The 16,001-nt window shown below is 67.3% G+C and carries 17 protein-coding genes and 1 tRNA gene; 10 read left to right on the forward strand and 8 right to left on the reverse strand.

Translation table 11 applies throughout. The features are described from left to right. Positions 1-145 precede the first annotated feature (145 nt). Entirely contained in the window at positions 146-1,012 is an 867-nt protein-coding gene (locus ACFW6D_RS25900) for a M23 family metallopeptidase (protein ID WP_379332235.1), read from the reverse strand. Positions 1,013-1,278: 266 nt separating this feature from the next. On the opposite strand from ACFW6D_RS25900, the gene ACFW6D_RS25905 reads away from it, so the two are divergent. Continuing rightward, positions 1,279-2,325, forward strand: a complete 1,047-nt coding sequence (locus tag ACFW6D_RS25905) for an NAD(P)H-dependent flavin oxidoreductase (protein WP_379332237.1) — start codon at positions 1,279-1,281, stop codon at positions 2,323-2,325. Between the two features lie 69 nt (positions 2,326-2,394). Beyond that, complete coding sequence (locus ACFW6D_RS25910; protein ID WP_379234155.1) at positions 2,395-2,787, forward strand: SCO5389 family protein; 393 nt, start codon at positions 2,395-2,397, stop codon at positions 2,785-2,787. A 55-nt stretch (positions 2,788-2,842) separates the two neighbouring features. Here the strand turns inward: ACFW6D_RS25910 and ACFW6D_RS25915 are convergent, their stop codons facing one another. After that, complete coding sequence (locus tag ACFW6D_RS25915; protein ID WP_379332239.1) at positions 2,843-4,477, reverse strand: long-chain fatty acid--CoA ligase; 1,635 nt, start codon at positions 4,475-4,477, stop codon at positions 2,843-2,845. Positions 4,478-4,588: 111 nt separating this feature from the next. Then, positions 4,589-4,969 (reverse strand): ArsR/SmtB family transcription factor, encoded by a 381-nt coding sequence (locus tag ACFW6D_RS25920; protein WP_379332241.1) that lies wholly within the window; start codon positions 4,967-4,969, stop codon positions 4,589-4,591. Between the two features lie 72 nt (positions 4,970-5,041). On the opposite strand from ACFW6D_RS25920, the gene ACFW6D_RS25925 reads away from it, so the two are divergent. The 4 genes from ACFW6D_RS25925 (at position 5,042) to ACFW6D_RS25940 (ending at position 7,869) form a co-directional block, all read left to right on the forward strand. After that, positions 5,042-6,181 (forward strand): acyl-CoA dehydrogenase family protein, encoded by a 1,140-nt coding sequence (locus ACFW6D_RS25925; protein WP_379332243.1) that lies wholly within the window; start codon positions 5,042-5,044, stop codon positions 6,179-6,181. A gap of 98 nt (positions 6,182-6,279) precedes the next feature. Further along, a complete protein-coding gene (locus tag ACFW6D_RS25930) occupies positions 6,280-7,041 on the forward strand; it encodes a DUF1542 domain-containing protein (RefSeq protein WP_379332245.1) in 762 nt (253 codons plus the stop codon). A gap of 74 nt (positions 7,042-7,115) precedes the next feature. Further along, positions 7,116-7,191 (forward strand) — tRNA-Arg (locus tag ACFW6D_RS25935). A gap of 30 nt (positions 7,192-7,221) precedes the next feature. After that, positions 7,222-7,869 carry a Uma2 family endonuclease gene (locus ACFW6D_RS25940; protein ID WP_379332247.1) on the forward strand — a complete coding sequence of 216 codons (648 nt, stop codon included), beginning with the start codon at positions 7,222-7,224 and terminating at the stop codon, positions 7,867-7,869. Between the two features lie 61 nt (positions 7,870-7,930). Here the strand turns inward: ACFW6D_RS25940 and ACFW6D_RS25945 are convergent, their stop codons facing one another. Continuing rightward, a complete protein-coding gene (locus tag ACFW6D_RS25945; RefSeq protein ID WP_379332249.1) occupies positions 7,931-8,818 on the reverse strand; it encodes an exodeoxyribonuclease III in 888 nt (295 codons plus the stop codon). 709 nt (positions 8,819-9,527) lie between these two features. Beyond that, the gene (locus ACFW6D_RS25950) at positions 9,528-9,848 is read right to left on the reverse strand and encodes a hypothetical protein (RefSeq protein ID WP_379332251.1); all 321 of its coding nucleotides are present in this window, start codon (positions 9,846-9,848) and stop codon (positions 9,528-9,530) included. Between ACFW6D_RS25950 and ACFW6D_RS25955 the strand changes: the two genes are divergently transcribed. From ACFW6D_RS25955 to ACFW6D_RS25965, 3 genes are all read left to right on the forward strand, one after another. Then, a complete protein-coding gene (locus ACFW6D_RS25955) occupies positions 9,820-10,131 on the forward strand; it encodes a hypothetical protein (RefSeq protein ID WP_379332253.1) in 312 nt (103 codons plus the stop codon). The two genes, ACFW6D_RS25950 and ACFW6D_RS25955, sit on opposite strands and share 29 nt — an antisense overlap. A 250-nt stretch (positions 10,132-10,381) precedes the next feature. Next, entirely contained in the window at positions 10,382-11,629 is a 1,248-nt protein-coding gene (locus ACFW6D_RS25960) for an ATP-binding protein (protein WP_379332255.1), read from the forward strand. A 326-nt stretch (positions 11,630-11,955) separates the two neighbouring features. Beyond that, the gene (locus ACFW6D_RS25965; protein ID WP_379332257.1) at positions 11,956-12,108 is read left to right on the forward strand and encodes a hypothetical protein; all 153 of its coding nucleotides are present in this window, start codon (positions 11,956-11,958) and stop codon (positions 12,106-12,108) included. Between the two features lie 34 nt (positions 12,109-12,142). Here the strand turns inward: ACFW6D_RS25965 and ACFW6D_RS25970 are convergent, their stop codons facing one another. The 3 genes from ACFW6D_RS25970 to ACFW6D_RS25980 all read right to left on the reverse strand — a co-directional run bounded on the left by ACFW6D_RS25970 (position 12,143) and on the right by ACFW6D_RS25980 (position 15,390). Next, positions 12,143-13,351, reverse strand: a complete 1,209-nt coding sequence (locus ACFW6D_RS25970) for an alpha/beta fold hydrolase (protein WP_379332259.1) — start codon at positions 13,349-13,351, stop codon at positions 12,143-12,145. Positions 13,352-13,500: 149 nt separating this feature from the next. Beyond that, on the reverse strand, positions 13,501-14,436 hold the full coding sequence (locus ACFW6D_RS25975; RefSeq protein WP_379332261.1) for an NADP-dependent oxidoreductase: 936 nt from the start codon (positions 14,434-14,436) through the stop codon (positions 13,501-13,503). Between the two features lie 78 nt (positions 14,437-14,514). Next, positions 14,515-15,390 (reverse strand): dioxygenase, encoded by an 876-nt coding sequence (locus tag ACFW6D_RS25980; RefSeq protein ID WP_379332263.1) that lies wholly within the window; start codon positions 15,388-15,390, stop codon positions 14,515-14,517. A gap of 120 nt (positions 15,391-15,510) precedes the next feature. Here ACFW6D_RS25980 and ACFW6D_RS25985 point away from each other — a divergent pair, with 120 nt between their 5' ends. Beyond that, on the forward strand, positions 15,511-15,984 hold the full coding sequence (locus tag ACFW6D_RS25985; protein ID WP_379234115.1) for a MarR family winged helix-turn-helix transcriptional regulator: 474 nt from the start codon (positions 15,511-15,513) through the stop codon (positions 15,982-15,984). Positions 15,985-16,001 lie beyond the last annotated feature (17 nt).

Below are 16,001 nucleotides of genomic sequence, written 5' to 3' on the forward strand. Positions count from 1 at the left end.
GCGGTGGGCCCGCCGCCGCCGTCGGCGTTACGCGGCCGCCCCGCTGACCCGGCGCCGTTGCGTACGCGACGAAGGAGCAAGCAACGGTGCCTGAACAGCGGGACACAAGGGGCCGCGAACTCGAGCGCGCCAGCGCTCCAACAACTCAGTGCGAGGAAGGGCCCCACTCCAGCGGCACACCCTTGGCGGCCAGATACGGAATCGGGTCCATCTTGCCGCCGCCCTGATCCCAGATCTCGAGGTGCAGGTGCGGGCCGCTGGACTGGCCGCGGTTGCCCACGGTCGCGATGACGTCGCCCGCGTTGACCCGCTGGCCCTCGCTGACCAACATGTCGTTGACGTGGCCGTAGACGCCGGTGGTGCCGTCGTCGTGCAGCACGCGCACCCACAGGCCGAAGCCCGACGCCGGGCCCGCCTCGATCACGGTGCCGCTGGCGACGGACTTGATCGGGGCGCCGAGCGAATCGGCGAAGTCGATGCCGTAGTGCATGGCACCCCAGCGGGCGCCGTAGCCGGAGCTGATCGGGCCCGCGACCGGACGCGCGGCCTGCGGCGGCGCGACCTGGTGCTGGATGCCCTGCAGCATGTCCTCGACCTGGGCCAACGGGCCGGACAGCTCGGGGGGCAGGTTGCCGATGCCGAAGGGCGCGGCCACGGGGGCGGCGATCGGCGCGGCGACCGCGGTGACCGGCGCGGGGGCCTCGGTGTGCGCGGAGACCTGCTGCGCGGCGACGAGGTCGACGTCGGAGCGCGCGGACTCGGGGGCGACCGATTCCTCGACGCTGTCGTCGTGGGTGGGCAGCAGCGGCGCGGCGAAAGCCAGGGCCGGGGCGACCTGGGCGGTCACGCCGACCAGCGCGCCCGCGGCGACCGCTGCGGTGGCGGCGGCGCGCACCCGATCGGTGCGCGAAGCCTCGGCGCGGTGCCTGCTCCTGCTCGGGCTCCGGCCATCCGCGTGTGCAAGCAGAGCCTGCACGGAGATGGATTCGGGACCCACACGGTGCTGCGACAAGATCTCGTCCTAGCGTCCGACAACAAGGGAACGAAACCGATCTATGACCGGCCCGGGGACCACCTGGGTGTTCCCCACTGCCGAACTATGTGTAACGGTTCGGCATACGTTGTGACGGGAACTCTACTCGGCCGTGACCATTCCGCAACCTTCTGTTGCGAATTCGCAGGTAGATGGCGTGTCACACAGTAACGATCACAGTGTCCGAACCGTCACAGGCATTGTCAGCGGGCCTGAACACGGCCTCGACGGGCCAGACTCGACCCATGGTGATCGAGACCTTGACTGTCCCCATCGTCGCCGCGCCCATGGCAGGCGGCCCGTCCACACCCGAACTGGTGGCCGCCGTGACGGCCGCGGGCGGGTTCGGCCAGCTCGCCGCAGGCTACCTCGGCACCGAGGCGGTGGCCGCGCAGATCGCCGCGACCCGAGCAGCCACCACGGCGCCGTTCGGCGTGAACCTGTTCGCGCCGGGAGCAGTGGCCGATCCGTCCGCGTACGCCACCTACCTCGCCGAACTCGGTGCCGAATTCCCCCTCGGCACCCCCGAGCACGACACCGACGGCTGGGCCGACAAGCTCGATCTGCTGGTCGCCGATCCGGTCGCGGTGGTCTCGACGACCTTCGGCTGCCCCACCGCGGTGGAGGTGGACCGGCTGCACGCGGTCGGCTCGGAGGTATGGGTCACGGTCACCTCGCCCGCCGAGGCACTGGTCGCCGTCGACGCGGGCGCCGATGTGCTGATCGCCCAGGGCGCCGAGGCCGGCGGCCACCGCGCGAGCTTCGTCGACGACCCCGCCGACGACGCCGTAGACCCACCCGGCCTGCTGACCCTGATCCAGTTGCTCACCGCCGTCACCTCCCGCCCGCTCGTCGCGGCGGGCGGGATCGCGACGGGCGCGGGGGTGGCTGGGGTGTTGGCCGCCGGCGCCTCGGCGGCGCAGATCGGCACCGCGCTGCTGCGCTGTCCGGAAGCGGGCACCAACGCCGTGCACCGCGGCGCGATCGGGACGCCGGACCCCACGATGCTCACGCGCGCCTTCACCGGCCGACGCGCGCGCGGGATCCGCAATCGCTTCCTCGTCGAACACACCGCCGACGCGCCCGCCGCCTATCCCGAAATCCATTACGCCACCGCACCGTTGCGGGCCGCCGCCCGTAGCGCGGGCAACATCGACGATGTGAATCTGTGGGCGGGACAAGCACATTCGCTGAGCACCGGGCAACCGGCAGGCGAACTGGTCGCCGACCTCGCCTCGGACGCGAAAAGCGCACTCCGGAAAGCACTTTCGGAACGAATCCAGGGTTATTGACAACGAATTTCGTTTAGACTCGGACCTGGCATCGCGTCCCGCCGACCACCCCCAAGCAGGAGGAGAGCCATGTCCCTCGATGTACCCGCCGCCCTACTCGAACGCGCCGAAAGCGGCGATATCGACGACGCAGAATTCGTCGAATGTGTCCGTACCTCACTGCCTTACGCCTGGGAAGTGGTGAGCCGGGTCGCGGACGATCTCCGCACCGGCACCGACGAATACGCCGACAACCGCATCCCGCCGCCGGACGAGGTGGCCCGCGGCCAACTGCTGCGCGCCCTGGCCTCCGACGCCATTCGCGGTGGGCTGGAACGGCATTTCGGTGTGAAGCTGGCCTTCCAGAACTGCCATCGCGTCGCGGCGTTCCCGCTGTCGGCCGTCGGCGGGGAGACCTACACCCGCTACATCAGCCCGCGCGCGCAGCTCCTGAACCAGAGCCCGGAGCTCCGGAACTGTTGAGATAGCGCAAAAAAGGCGGGCGTGGAACTGGTTCCACGCCCGCCTTTTTCGGGTCTTACACCGTGATGACTTCCAGCTCACCCTCGGCGTACTGAGCGCGCAGGCGCTTCTTGTCGAACTTGCCGACGCTGGTCTTGGGGACCTCCGCGATGAAGGTCCAGCGCTCGGGCAGCTGCCACTTGGCGAACTTGTCGGCCAGGTAGTCACGCAGCTCGGCAGCCTCGGCGGCGGCGCCTTCGGCCAGCACGATGGCGACCAGCGGGCGCTCGTCCCACTTCTCGTCGGGCACACCGATGACCGCGGCCTCGGCGACGGCCGGGTGGCCCATCACCGAGTTCTCCAGGTCCACCGAGGAGATCCACTCGCCACCGGACTTGATGACGTCTTTGGAGCGGTCGACCAGGGTGAGGTAGCCGTTGGGGCTGATCTTGCCCACATCGCCGGTGCGCAGCCAGCCGTCGTCGAACTTGTCCGGGTCGATCTCCGAGCCGGTGGGCGAGTAGTAGGAGCCGGTGATCCAGGCGCCGCGCACCTCGAGCTCACCGAGCGACTCACCGTCGTTCGGGACGACCTTGCCGTCGTCACCGACCAGCCGGGCCTCGACATTGGCGGGGAAACGGCCCTGGGTGTAGCGGTACTCCCAGGCCTCGTCCTCGCTCGCACCCGCGGGCGCGTGCGCGACGCTGCCCAGCGGGGAGGTCTCGGTCATGCCCCACGCGTGCAGGATGCGCACGCCGTGCTTGTCCTCGAACGCGCGCATCATCGCGGGCGGCACCGCCGAACCACCGACAACGGCGGTACGCAGGTGCGAAATGTCTTGCGGCGCAGCAGCGAGCGTGGCCAGCACGCCACCCCAGATGGTCGGCACGGCGGCGGCGAAGGTCGGCTTCTCGGCGGCCATCATCTCCAGCAGCGGGCCCGGCTGCAGGAAGCGGTCCGGCATCAGGATGTTGGCGCCCGACATCAGCGCCGCGTACGGCAGGCCCCACGCATTGGCGTGGAACAGCGGCACGATCGCCAGGACGTAGTCGGAACCGTTGAAGCCCATGCCGTTCGGCGAGTTCACCTGCATGGCGTGCAGCCAGTTGGACCGGTGCGAGTAGACGACACCCTTCGGGTCGCCGGTGGTGCCGGAGGTGTAACACATTGCGGCAGCGGAACGTTCGTCGATCACCGGGAAGTCGAACTCGGCCGACTGCGCGTCGAGCAGCTCACGGTAGGAGTGCACCTGCACGCCCTCGGGCGCGGTGAGCGCGGCGGCGTCACCGTTGACGACGATCACGTGCTTCACGGTCTTCAGGTTCGGCAGGTACTGCGCGAACAGCGGCAGCAGCGTGCCGTCGACGAGCACGACCTTGTCCTCGGCGTGGTTGGCGACGAACACCAACTGCTCGGGGAACAGGCGGATGTTGAGCGCGTGCAGCACCGAGCCCATCGCGGGGACCGCGATGTAAGCGACCATGTGCTCGTTGTTGTTCCACATGAAGGTGCCGACGCGGTCGCCCTCTTCGATGCCGAGCCCACGCAGCGCATTGGCCAGCCGGGCCGAATCCGCACCCAGCTCGCGGTAGGTCATCGTGCGGACACCGTCACCGGTCCAGGTCGACACGGTCGAGTCGCCCTGGAAAGTGGCGGCGTATTTGAGCAGTGTCGCCAGCGAGAGCTGGTCTTCCTGCATGGTGCTCAGCATCGGTGCTCCTTCAAGTCCCTGCCGTGGCATGAGCCACGTCACAACGGATGCTACCGAAAGGTTTGAGCCCTGCAATCGTTTCCTCCGACAACATTCCTGCTGGTCGGCTCGTCACCGCAGACCGCGCGGCTCCGCGTGCGGCGGCTGACCGTCGGGATCTCTATGGTGCGACGGCACGCCCGGACCGGCGTGTTCGGCGTTGTGCACGGCGTCGACGACCAGGCTGCGGACGTGGTCGTTGTCGAGGCTGTAGTAAATGGTCGTTCCCTCGCGACGGGTGCGAACGAGCCTGGCCATGCGCAGTTTCGCCAGGTGCTGCGACACCGACGGACCCGGTTTGCCGACTCGGCTCGCCAGTTCGTTCACCGAGAGTTCTTGTTCGGCCAGCGCCCACAGGACTTGGACCCGGGTCGGGTCGGCCAGCATCCGGAACACCTCGACCACCAACCCCACCTGATCCTCGGCCAGTGGCGCGTGGGCATCTGCATTCATGCGCAGATAATAGATCCGCGCAGGCTCGCCTCGCCAGGATCGGCGATGTGAACGGTGGTTACTGTGACGAGCATGGCTGTTGACCGAATGCTGCCCACCGACGAGGCGCGCGAGCTGATCGAACTGACCCGCGATATCGCCGACAAGGTCCTCGAACCGCGCGTCGCCGAGAGCGAGAAGACCGGCGTCTTCCCCGACGGTGTGTTCCCCGCGCTCGGGGCGGCCGGGTTGCTCAGCCTGCCCTACCCCGAGGAATTCGGCGGCGGCGCGCAGCCCTACGGGGTGTACCTGCAGGTGCTCGAGGAGATCGCGAGCCGCTGGGCCGCGGTCGCCGTCGCGGTGAGCGTGCACGGGCTTTCCTGCCATCCCCTGTTCACCTACGGCACCGACGAGCAGAAACAGCAGTGGCTCGAGCGCATGCTGTCGGGCGAAACCATCGGCGCCTACAGCCTTTCCGAGGCGCACGCCGGTTCCGACGCGGCCGCCCTTCGCTGCCGCGCGACTCCCGTCGACGGGGGCTACAACCTCAACGGCACCAAGGCCTGGATCACCAACGGCGGCCGCGCCGACTTCTACACCCTGTTCGCCCGCACCGGCGAGGGCTCGCGCGGCATCTCCTGCTTCCTGGTCCCCGCCGACACCGCGGGCCTGAGCTTCGGCAAGCCGGAGGAGAAGATGGGCCTGCGCGGCATCCCCACCACCACCGCCGCCTACGACGACGCGTTCCTGCCCGCCGAACGTCGCATCGGCGAAGAGGGACAAGGACTTTCGATCGCCTTCAGCGCCCTGGACGCGGGCCGCCTCGGCATCGCCGCCGTCGCCACCGGTGTCGCCCAGCGCGCCCTCGACGAAGCGGTCGCCTACGCCAAGGAACGAGAAGCCTTCGGCCGCAAGATCATCGACCACCAGGGCCTCGGTTTCGTCCTGGCCGACATGGCCGCCGCCGTCGACACCGCCCGCGCCACCTACCTCGACGCCGCCCGCCGCCGCGACGCGGGCCTGCCCTACTCCCGCCAGGCCTCGGTCGCCAAACTCGTCGCGACCGACGCGGCCATGAAGGTGACCACCGACGCCGTCCAGGTCTTCGGCGGCTACGGCTACACCCAGGACTTCCCCGTCGAGCGGTACATGCGCGAGGCGAAGGTCATGCAGATCTTCGAAGGAACCAACCAGATCCAGCGCCTGGTAATCGCCCGCCACCTAGCCGGATAGCTATCTCGCAACGCGCTGATCAATGGGGGTCAGCACGTTAGGGCAACCGATCAGTAAACTGGACAGCATCTCGACACCTCGACGAAATGAGGCGCGCGATGCTGTGGTGGTTGGTCGTGATCGTGATCCTGTGCGTCGGCGCTCTGCTGTACCTGCGCGCCGAACAGAACAAGCGCAACGCGCGCGAACTCGAGGAGGCCCAAGCCGACGCGAGGGTGACGATCGAACGCCTCGGCGGCCAGGTCTACCAGCTGACCCCCCGCAACGAAGCCGCCCGTCAGGCCCTTGCCGACGCCTCCGAGCGCTACAACGCCGCAGGCGGCCAGATCGACCGCGCCAACTCCCCCACCCAAGCCCGCCTGGCCAAACAATCCGCTCTCGAAGGCCTCTACTACATCAGCGCCGCCCGCACCGCGATGGACATGGACCCCGGCCCCCCGATCCCCACCATCGACGGCCAGGACATCGCAGGCCGAGTCGACGAAAAACGCACCGTAGCCCACAACGGCCGCACCATCACCGCCTCCCCCACCCCTTCCGCGGGCACCCCCAACTACTTCCCCGGCGGCCGAGTAGCAGGCCGCCCCGTCCCCGCCGGCTGGTACTCCGAACCCTGGTGGAAGCCCGCCCTGATCGCAGGAGCCTGGGGCGCGGGATCGGTACTGCTGTTCACGACGTTGTTCGCCGGAATGGGCGGTGTCGGCTACGACGCCCAAGCCTTCGAAGACGGCACCGGCGAAGCGGCCCTCGATCCCGGCTACGACCAGGGCGGATTCGAGCCCGGCAACCCCGACACCGGCTTCGACAACAACACCGGAACCGGCTTCGACAGCAGCGGCGGCGGTTTCGACGCCTTCTGACCACCGCCCCAACGGGCCGACGCCACCGAACCCGACCCCACGCTATACTCAGCTCGGCCAGCCGAGGCTGGCGCGCCTTCGTAGCTCAGGGGATAGAGCAACCCTCTCCTAAAGGGTAGGTCGCAGGTTCGAATCCTGCCGAGGGCACCAGAGTTCGCCGGGTGCGAGGAGAAGATGACGATGTCGAATCCGTCAACGGAGTTCCCCCCACTGCCCGACCGCATGACGTGGGCCGAGTTGAGCGCCCTACCACCTGACCAGTCGGAACGCATCGAACTGATCAAAGGGCACCCGGTATGGGTACGGACCGGCCCACCAGAACACCAACGCTTCGCCACTCGCCTACGTAACGCACTGGAGAACTCGGCCAGGCGCAGCATGCGCGCCCGCCCAGGCGAATGCTGGCAGGTCGACACTGAGACCAATGTCTTCCTGAGTCGCGCCAAGGACGACTTCCTCACCCCGGACTTCATGGTCTACCGCTGCCCCGACGAGCCGTGGACGCCGATCTTCGCCGACGAAGTCGTCATCGTCGGCGAAGTGCTCTCCCCGTCCAACCACATCGGCCAGATGCTCACGAAACAAGCCCGCTACGCCGAAGCCGGGATCAGCGAGTACTGGGAGGTACTGCTGGACCGGGAAGGCCGGCGCATCGACACCATCTTGACCTACGTCCTGGCGACACCCACCGACCTACCAGTGGGCGTCACGCCTTTGCGGCCGCGCCAGTACGCCCTGGTCAGCGAATGGTCACCCACCATCCATCCCGAGGTCGAGCTGAACCACCCGTTCCCACTCACCCTCAGCTGGACCGACCTCGAATATTGAGCACCCGCGCCCGTTTCGGGTGGGTCGCAGGTTCGAATCCTGCCGAGGACACCAGAACTTCTCAGTCAGGCATTGCCGAGTAGGTCACCACGAGTGGGGCGTGATCGGAGAGCCGCTCGGCGGGTGACGGTTCCTTGTCGACGACGACAGACGTGGCGAGGCGGGCGAGACCGGGTGTCGCGAGTTGGTGGTCCACTCGCCAACCCACATCCTTGGCGAACGATTGACCCGCCCAACTCCACCAGGTGAGTGGACCCGGGCGATCGCCGTGCACCTGACGCACCACGTCGACGAGCCGACGCGTGCCGAGAATCGAACTGAACCACTCGCGGTCGGCAGGCAGGAATCCGTCCATCGTGCGGGCGGCACGCCAGTTGGTCACATCGTGCCAGGTGTGCGCGATGTTCAGATCCCCGGTGAGGACGAACTCGCGTCCCGCGCTCAGCGCCGCGAGCCGGTTCCGGTGCACTTCGCGGGCGAACGCCGCGAGGAACCGCTGCTTCCGTTCGTACTTGACCCCACCGTCGGGCTGTTCGCGCATAGATCCCGGGCGCTGGAGATGCGAGGGCAGACCACCCTTGGGGAGATAGAGACAGGCCACCGTCACCGGTCGGTCGGCCAGGTCGACCTCGACATAGCGTCCCTGTGCGGCGAACTCACCGAGTCCGCGGGCCCTGGGTGGGTGGGTCACCCACGTCCGCACGGCAGCGGCGGAAACCCTCGTCAGTACGGCCACACCGTTACGACCGGCCACGGAACCCACGTCCACCGCCGCGGAATAGCCCGGGAAGGTGCCCACATCAGATGCGGGACAACGCAACTCCTGCAACGCGAGCACATCGACCGACCGCGCCCGCAACCACTGGTCGAATCCACGACGACGTGCCGCGCGGATTCCGTTCACGTTGAATGTGGCGACAGTGAGAGAATCAGCGACCGACGAACCCATGGCAACACTGTGCCGGAGTCCCCCGTCACCCGCTCGGGCAGCTCCGGTACGCGCCCTCGGTGGGGCCGGGGAGGTCGGCGAACTGGTTTCCCACGCGCAAGCCGATGGATGGGACCGTGTATTCTCGCCTCCCCCAACGGCACTCGGTACGTCGAAGACGGGTACAGAAACCGATCCGAACCGGCGGTGCGTGAGGATCAGATCGAGATCGAACCCGCGATGACCAGGCGTTTTACAGTTGCCCATATTTTGCGTGTCCTGCCGAGGGCACATTTTCTTCCGAGGACCGAGGCTGACCCCGATTACCTAGAGGGTAGATCGCAGGTTCGAATCCTGCCGGGGGCACCAACCTGCGACCACATTTCCGCAGTTCAGGGCAATGTTGCCAGTGCAAAGCTAACTCGACCTCACAAGAAACCCCAGGTCACGCGTCGCAGGTTCGCGCCCTAGGTACGCACGACACACCGATCAACCGCATCGCCCGTCCCGGCCAGCACCAACCGGATTTAACTCACACCGTCACCGTCCCCATGATCGCGGCGCCTGACCAACAGCGCGGCAATTGCCTTGGCCTGCACCGCGGCGAGGCGCTCTCCTTCCGCACCGTCGACATGACGAATCTCGAACGACGCCGAGATGCCACCGCGCGTCCCAGGTAACTCGCCCAGATGACCGCGGCTGACCTCCGCGCCTTCCACACGTGCAGCATCTAGCACCTAGACTTCGCGACGGCAGCCGGGGTCAGGGCCCTCCATCGAGCAAACGCTGCTCGGCGTGCGGCGTGGTCAGGAGATCGATCCCATTGATCTGCTTGCCTGCCAGGTCGCCCCGAAAACAACAGGGCGTGGATCTCGCCGGTGCTATCACGATCGGAAAATTCGGCGGCACCGTGCAGTTCACCGACATAGCGGAAGTTCTCGATCGCGCCGAGAACGGCCGCGAGCACGGCCATGAGCTGGTCGCGGCTCTCGAACGGGGTGAACTTCACCGGCGAGTGCAGAGTGGCGTCAGGGGCCAGCAGCGATGACAACGCGGCGAGGTCCTGGCGCTCGCGGCGAACGATCTACCTCAACTTCCCCGGCGGCAAGGCCGAACTGGTCGCCGAGGCCACCCGCGTCGCGGGCCGCGCAGTCGGGTCACTACTGAGCGCGATTCCGGCGACCGCGTCGGCAACCGAGGCAGTCTCGGTGCTGGTCGAAATATGGAAACACACCCTGCGAACCAGCGATTTCACGGCGGGATGCCCGGTCGTCGCGGCGACGCTGGGTCGCGATGAGTCCCCGGATGCCGCTGACTCGTCGGCTAGCAGTTGACGAAGCTGGTCGAGATATAGGTTCAGACCTGAGCGCGGACGAATCTCCACGCTTCCGGCGTTCTCAGGCCCGAGAATGGGGCTCTACGTGCCGTGGTGACCGAACGCGCTCGAATACGGATCGCACACCGGTGATAGTCCGGAGATCCGGCAGATCGACGGAACATGCGTCGGCAGATTGACGCCGCGCACTTCGGCAGATCGGCGGAACCACCCTCGGCAGATTGACGGCTCAGAGGTACGATCACTACATGCATCAGGCCGCCGATCTCCTGCCCCGAAAAGCCTCTGAACTTGTCAAAGAGGCGCTTGAAGACACGCGGGTGGTAGTTATCAACGGCGCTCGACAAACTGGCAAGAGCACCCTCGCCGAGCAGTGCCTGCGGGGATCCGCTGAGGTGACCAAACGTTATCTCGACGATGTGCGGACCCGCACCTCCGCGGCCGCCGATCCGGCGGGCTTCCTCGATGCCCCCGGCACGATGATGATCGACGAAGTGCAGCGTGTTCCCGACCTGTGGCTGTCGATCAAACATGCCGTTGATCGCGACCCACGACCCGGCCATTTCCTACTGACCGGCTCGGCCCGGCTACTCGGTCTGAGCGGGCTCGGCGACTCGCTGCCAGGACGGTCGGAAACCATCGAATTGTTTCCCCTGTCTCAAGGCGAAATCAATGGCGCCCCAGATGGTTTCATCGACGCGGTGTTCGCCGCAGGCGCGGCCTTCCGCACCGGCCCGTCGGACCTGCGACGCAAGGACTATCTGGCGTCGGCGGCCAGGGGTGGATATCCCGAAGCCATCCGCCGAACCGCACCCCGCCGACGCGCCCAGTTCTTCAGTTCCTACCTCGACGACATCATGAGCCGCGACGTGCATCAGGTCGCTGACATCCGACGCGGCTCCGACATGCGTCGCCTCATCGCTGCCATGGCCGCACAGACCGGCGGGCTGCTCAACTACACCCGCCTGTCCGCTGACCTGGGAATACCGGTTACCACCGTCCGGGACTACATCGACATCTTGGAACTCATCTACCTCATCCGCCTGGTCCCCGCCTGGTCTGCCAACGCCACAACCCGTGCGATATCGACGCCGAAACTGACCTTCACCGACTCAGGCCTCGCCGCCCACCTACTAACCGGCATCACCAACGACGCGACCACCGGCGCCATCATGGAAACCTTCGTACTCGGCGAACTGACCCGCCAACTCACCTGGAGTACGACCATGGCCAGGCTCCACCACTACCGCGACCGCGACGGCTACGAAGTCGACGCGATCCTAGAGGACAACGCGGGCCGCGTCGTCGCGATCGAAGTCAAAGCCGCCGAGACCATTCGCACCGATGATTTCCGGGGACTCCGCGTCCTCCAACGCCGCCTCGGCGACCGCTTCCACGCCGGTTTCGTCGTCTACTGCGGCGACCAGCAACTCCCCTTCGGAGACGGCCTGTCCGGCATCCCGATCAGCGCCCTGTGGACCACCGCTACCGCATGATCTGGTTTGATCAGGTGATCGGCTCGACGTTCAGCCGCTTCGCCAATGCTGGCACCTCGGTTCTCGGAGAGGACGCGGTGCTGCTCGAGCGGCTGGCTGACGCGTGACTGAATATCTCACTGTCACCGACCTGTTGAAGGTCAACGCCGCGGTCCTCATGTCGGTTAGCGCGGTGTCGACGCGACGACGGTGCCCCTGAGCGGCCTACCACTGTTCGATGGCCTGCACGACAGGGGCGCCCGGTCTGGGTTCGCGCCAGTCCGCCAGAACACCATCGCTTCGCCACTCGCCTTCGCCGCCGCATCGACATCATCCTGACCTACGTCTTGGCGACACCCACCGACCTACCGGTGGGCGTCACGCCTTTGCGACCCCGCCAGTACGCACTGGTCAGCGAATGGTCCCCGACCGTCCATCCCGAAGTCGAGCTGAGCCACCCCTTCCCCCTCACCCTCAGCTGGACCGACCTCGAGTATTGACGCGCTCCCACCGCCTCTGAGCTGTAAGGATCATTCAGGCGAGCGCGGCGTCCGCGAGGGCTCGCGCCGCCTCGTCGGGCGCGTAGCTCGCCAGCGCGACGACAAGGCTTCGGATTCCCGACCGAGCCGATGGCGGTACCTGCGCGTGGCGTGCCACATCGAGCTCGTTGGCAATCGTCAGCACCGCGAAGTCATGCAGGTCAGCACCCTCGATCGGCCTGGGAACGCCAGTGAATCGGTCGACTACCGACAGGGGCGCTCGCCCTAGGTCGCGGTATGTCCGCGCCCGGTCGCAGCCGCCGTAGAGGTAGACCAGGGCCTCCGCGTGGTGGCCGATTACCTTCGCGAGACGCGGTCGGTCGTTCGCGGACAGGAGCTCGACGGCGAATCCGTCTGTCCCGTAGGACGCGTGGCAGATCGCGGCCAGCCGTGTTCGAGGCGCGGCGTTCCACTCGACCAGGAGTGCGTGCACCCGATGCAGGTGAGCGTGCAGGGTTCCACCGGGATGTTCGATCTTGTCGGCACCGAGGGCGCGTTGCAGGTCGAACGCACCCTGGACGGCCCGGTCGGTAGCCAGCCAGGTGGTGGCGTGCGCCGAAATGATCCGCGCGAGTTCATCGGGGGCTTCCCGGGCGACGAGATGCCCGACGTCGGGTACCAGGGCAACCGTGACCGGGCGGTCAGCGATGAACCGATCCACTTCAGCGTCGGTGAGCGGCGACCGTCCGCCGCGCACGAGCAGCACAGGCAGATCCAATTCGACAGCCGTGGCGTGCAATTGGGGTCCCGCCGCGAGACTGTTCTCTGTAAGGCCGACCAGCTGATCGCGCAGCCCCTCCGCGCTGAGCCAGGACCGAACCCGCTCCGGATCGGAATTCGGCACTACATCCACGAGGGCCAGACCGACCACATGACGCGCCACACTCGGTTCGCCGAGCGCGGCGATGGCAGCGAGTCCGCCGACGGAGGCCCCCACCACGACGATCGGCGCCGGTTCGCGCCGCACCATCTCGGCCACGTCATCCGCGATCGTCCGAAGGGTTGTCGCGTTCCCGGTGCTCTCGCCATGTCCACGCAGGTCGAAGGCCACCGCGCGAAATCCGGCCGCGGCGATCCGCACCGCGACCCGTGCCCACACACTGCGACGCTCGCCGCCCGCGTGCAGCAACAGAATCGTCGGGCCGTCACCGGTCGCCGTTCCCCGCAGGATGACATCACTCGAAGTGATTTCGACGTCGCTCATCGGCGATCCGATCGTTCGAAGATTCGGGTCGACACCCGGCCCGCGGGTTGCCGCCCTGTACTCACAACAATCATCAGCGACAAATCCCGCGTTGTCGAGGAGCGTGTCGAAGAGGGGGCCCGGGCCCCGACACTGGGGCCCGGACGGAATCAGGGAGCGAGTACGACGGTTTTTCCGGCCAGGCGACCCGCGCCTGCGTCGGCATGCACGTCGGCCAGTTCCGACACCGGACGGCGGTCGGCCACGTGGATCCGGAGCTTGCCCGCGTCCACCTTGGCGACCAGCTCGCTCAGCTGAGCGCCGTCGCTGCGGACCCACAGGCTCTCGCTGCGAACACCGCGGGTGGTGTCTTCTGGGATCGGGCCTGCCGAGCTCACGGCGATTCCGCCGTCGGCGACGTAGTTCGTCAGTTGGGCGAGTTCCTCGGGGGAAACGCGCACGTGGTTCACCACGACCTGGAACGGACCGCCGACCGCATCAGGGCCGGCTGCGAGGTCGAGGGGGCCTTCGACGCGGGTTGCGCCGTAAGCGCGGAGGCGGCCGGCGTGCTGGGGTGCGTCCACCGCGGTCACGTGCGCTCCCGCGTCGACGGCGAGTTGCACGACGAGGCTGCCCACCGCACCGGCGGCACCGTTGACCAGGACGGTCTGACCGGGCTTCAGTTCGGCGAGTTCGAAGGTCAGCTGCCAGGCCGCGAGGCCGGTCAGTGGTAGCGCCGCAGCGTCGACGAGGTCGGTCGACTGTGGTGCCTGGGCTACGGATTCCGCAGGGACGACAGCATATTCGGCCGCACCGCCCGCGGAGCCGAGTGGCAGCATCGCCACGACTCGGTCGCCGATCGACAGTCCTGTCACGTCGGCGCCGAGTTCGGCGACGGTGCCCGCCAGGTCGATACCTGGCACGTAGGGCAGCGTCATCGGGATCATTTCGGCGAGGTGGCCTGCGCGGATGTGGTCGTCGACCGGGTTGAACGAGGTGGCGGCGACCTGCACCAGCACCTGCCCGGGGCCGGGAACGGGACGGTCGATGTCTTCGTAGCGCAGGACTTCGCTGGTGCCGAACTCGTGGAAGCGGATTGCCTTCATGGAACTGTCCTCCAGGGTGTTTCGATGTCGTCGCCACGAGATGAGGCGATCGAGTGGAGAGGTGAAAGTCGAACCGGCTCAGGTCAGTTGAACCGAGCGGATGGAGTTGCCCATGACCAGGCGGTCGATGGCGCTCACCGCGCCCGCGGGGTCGTCGGCGGCGCCGACGGTGAGCAGCAGCGGGACGAAGTGCTCGGCCGTCGGGTGGGCGATCGCCGCACCGGGTGCCTTCTTCCGGTAGTCGGTGAGGGCGTCGACGTCGCCGCGAGCGAGAGCGTCGGCCGCCCATTCATCGAAAGCTGTTGTCTCGGCGATGAGTTCGGGTTGGCGAAAGACGGCGAAGCTGTGCGTCATGAAGCCGGAGCCGAGCACCAGAACGCCTTCTTCGCGCAAGGGTCGCAGGCGGGCTCCGAGCGCCAATAGCGCACCGGGGTCGAGGCTTGGCATCGACAGTTGCACGACCGGCACGTCAGCCGCCGGATACATCGCCATGAGCGGGATGAACGCGCCGTGGTCGAGACCGCGGTCGGCAAACTCGTGCACCGGTGTGCCGCCGAGCAGGCCGGTGAGTCGGCGGGCGAGGTCGGTGGCGTCGGGGGTGGCGTAGGGCAGGGTTTTGTAGCGGGGGTGGAAACCGCTGAAGTCGTAGTAGAGCGGTGTACCCGCCGAGGCTGCGGTGATCGCGGCGGGCGCCTGTTCCCAGTGGGCCGAAATGACCACGATGGCACGGGGTTTGGGCATGGACTGAGCCCAGGCGAAGAGGTCGCCGAGCCACTGCGGATCGTCGAGGGTGAACGGGGCGCCGTGACTGACGAACAGACTGGGCAGCGGCCCGTCGGACGGACTCCACACGCGCTGCTTCCTGGCCTGCGGCAGCACGCGGGCAAGGAGGTCGTCGTATGCCGCAGCCGGTTTGCGGGAAATCGGGCCGATCCGGGAAGCGAGAGTGGACATCGATATCAGCTCCTTCGCTTGCCTCGGCAACTGTATTCACTTGCCTAGGCAAGTCAAACTGTAGCGCCTCATCACTTGCCTAGGCAAGTGTGAGTTGCCCAGGCAAGTACGATGAACCCCATGAACACCCCCTCACCCTGGCTCGATGACGATCAGCAGGACCTGTGGCAGGCACTGCTCACGGTCGTCATCGCCCTCCCCGCCGCCCTCGACCGTCAGCTACAGCGCGACGCCGGCATCTCCAACTTCGAGTACGGGGTGCTCGCCCAGCTATCGATGGCCGACGACGACACGATGCGCCTGAGCGACCTCGCCCGGGTCTGCGACAGCACGCAGCCCCGCCTGTCGAAGGCGATGGACCGCTTCGAAGCTCGCGACTGGGTGACCCGCCGCCCCGACCCCAGCGACGGCCGATACACCTTCGCCACCCTCACCGACGACGGCCGCCGCAAGCTCGCCGAGAGCGCCCCCGAACACGTCGCACAGGTCAAACGGCTCGTGTTCGATCCACTGACCGCCGCTCAGCGCCGCAACCTCGCCACCGCCCTCACCCGCATCGCCACCACCGTGCGCGGGGAACTCGACCAGGGCTGAGCATTCCCCGACCGGGA

Origin of the sequence: Nocardia sp. NPDC058705 (assembly GCF_042749305.1) — a bacterium.
In the GTDB taxonomy this organism is placed as follows: Bacteria; Actinomycetota; Actinomycetes; order Mycobacteriales; family Mycobacteriaceae; genus Nocardia.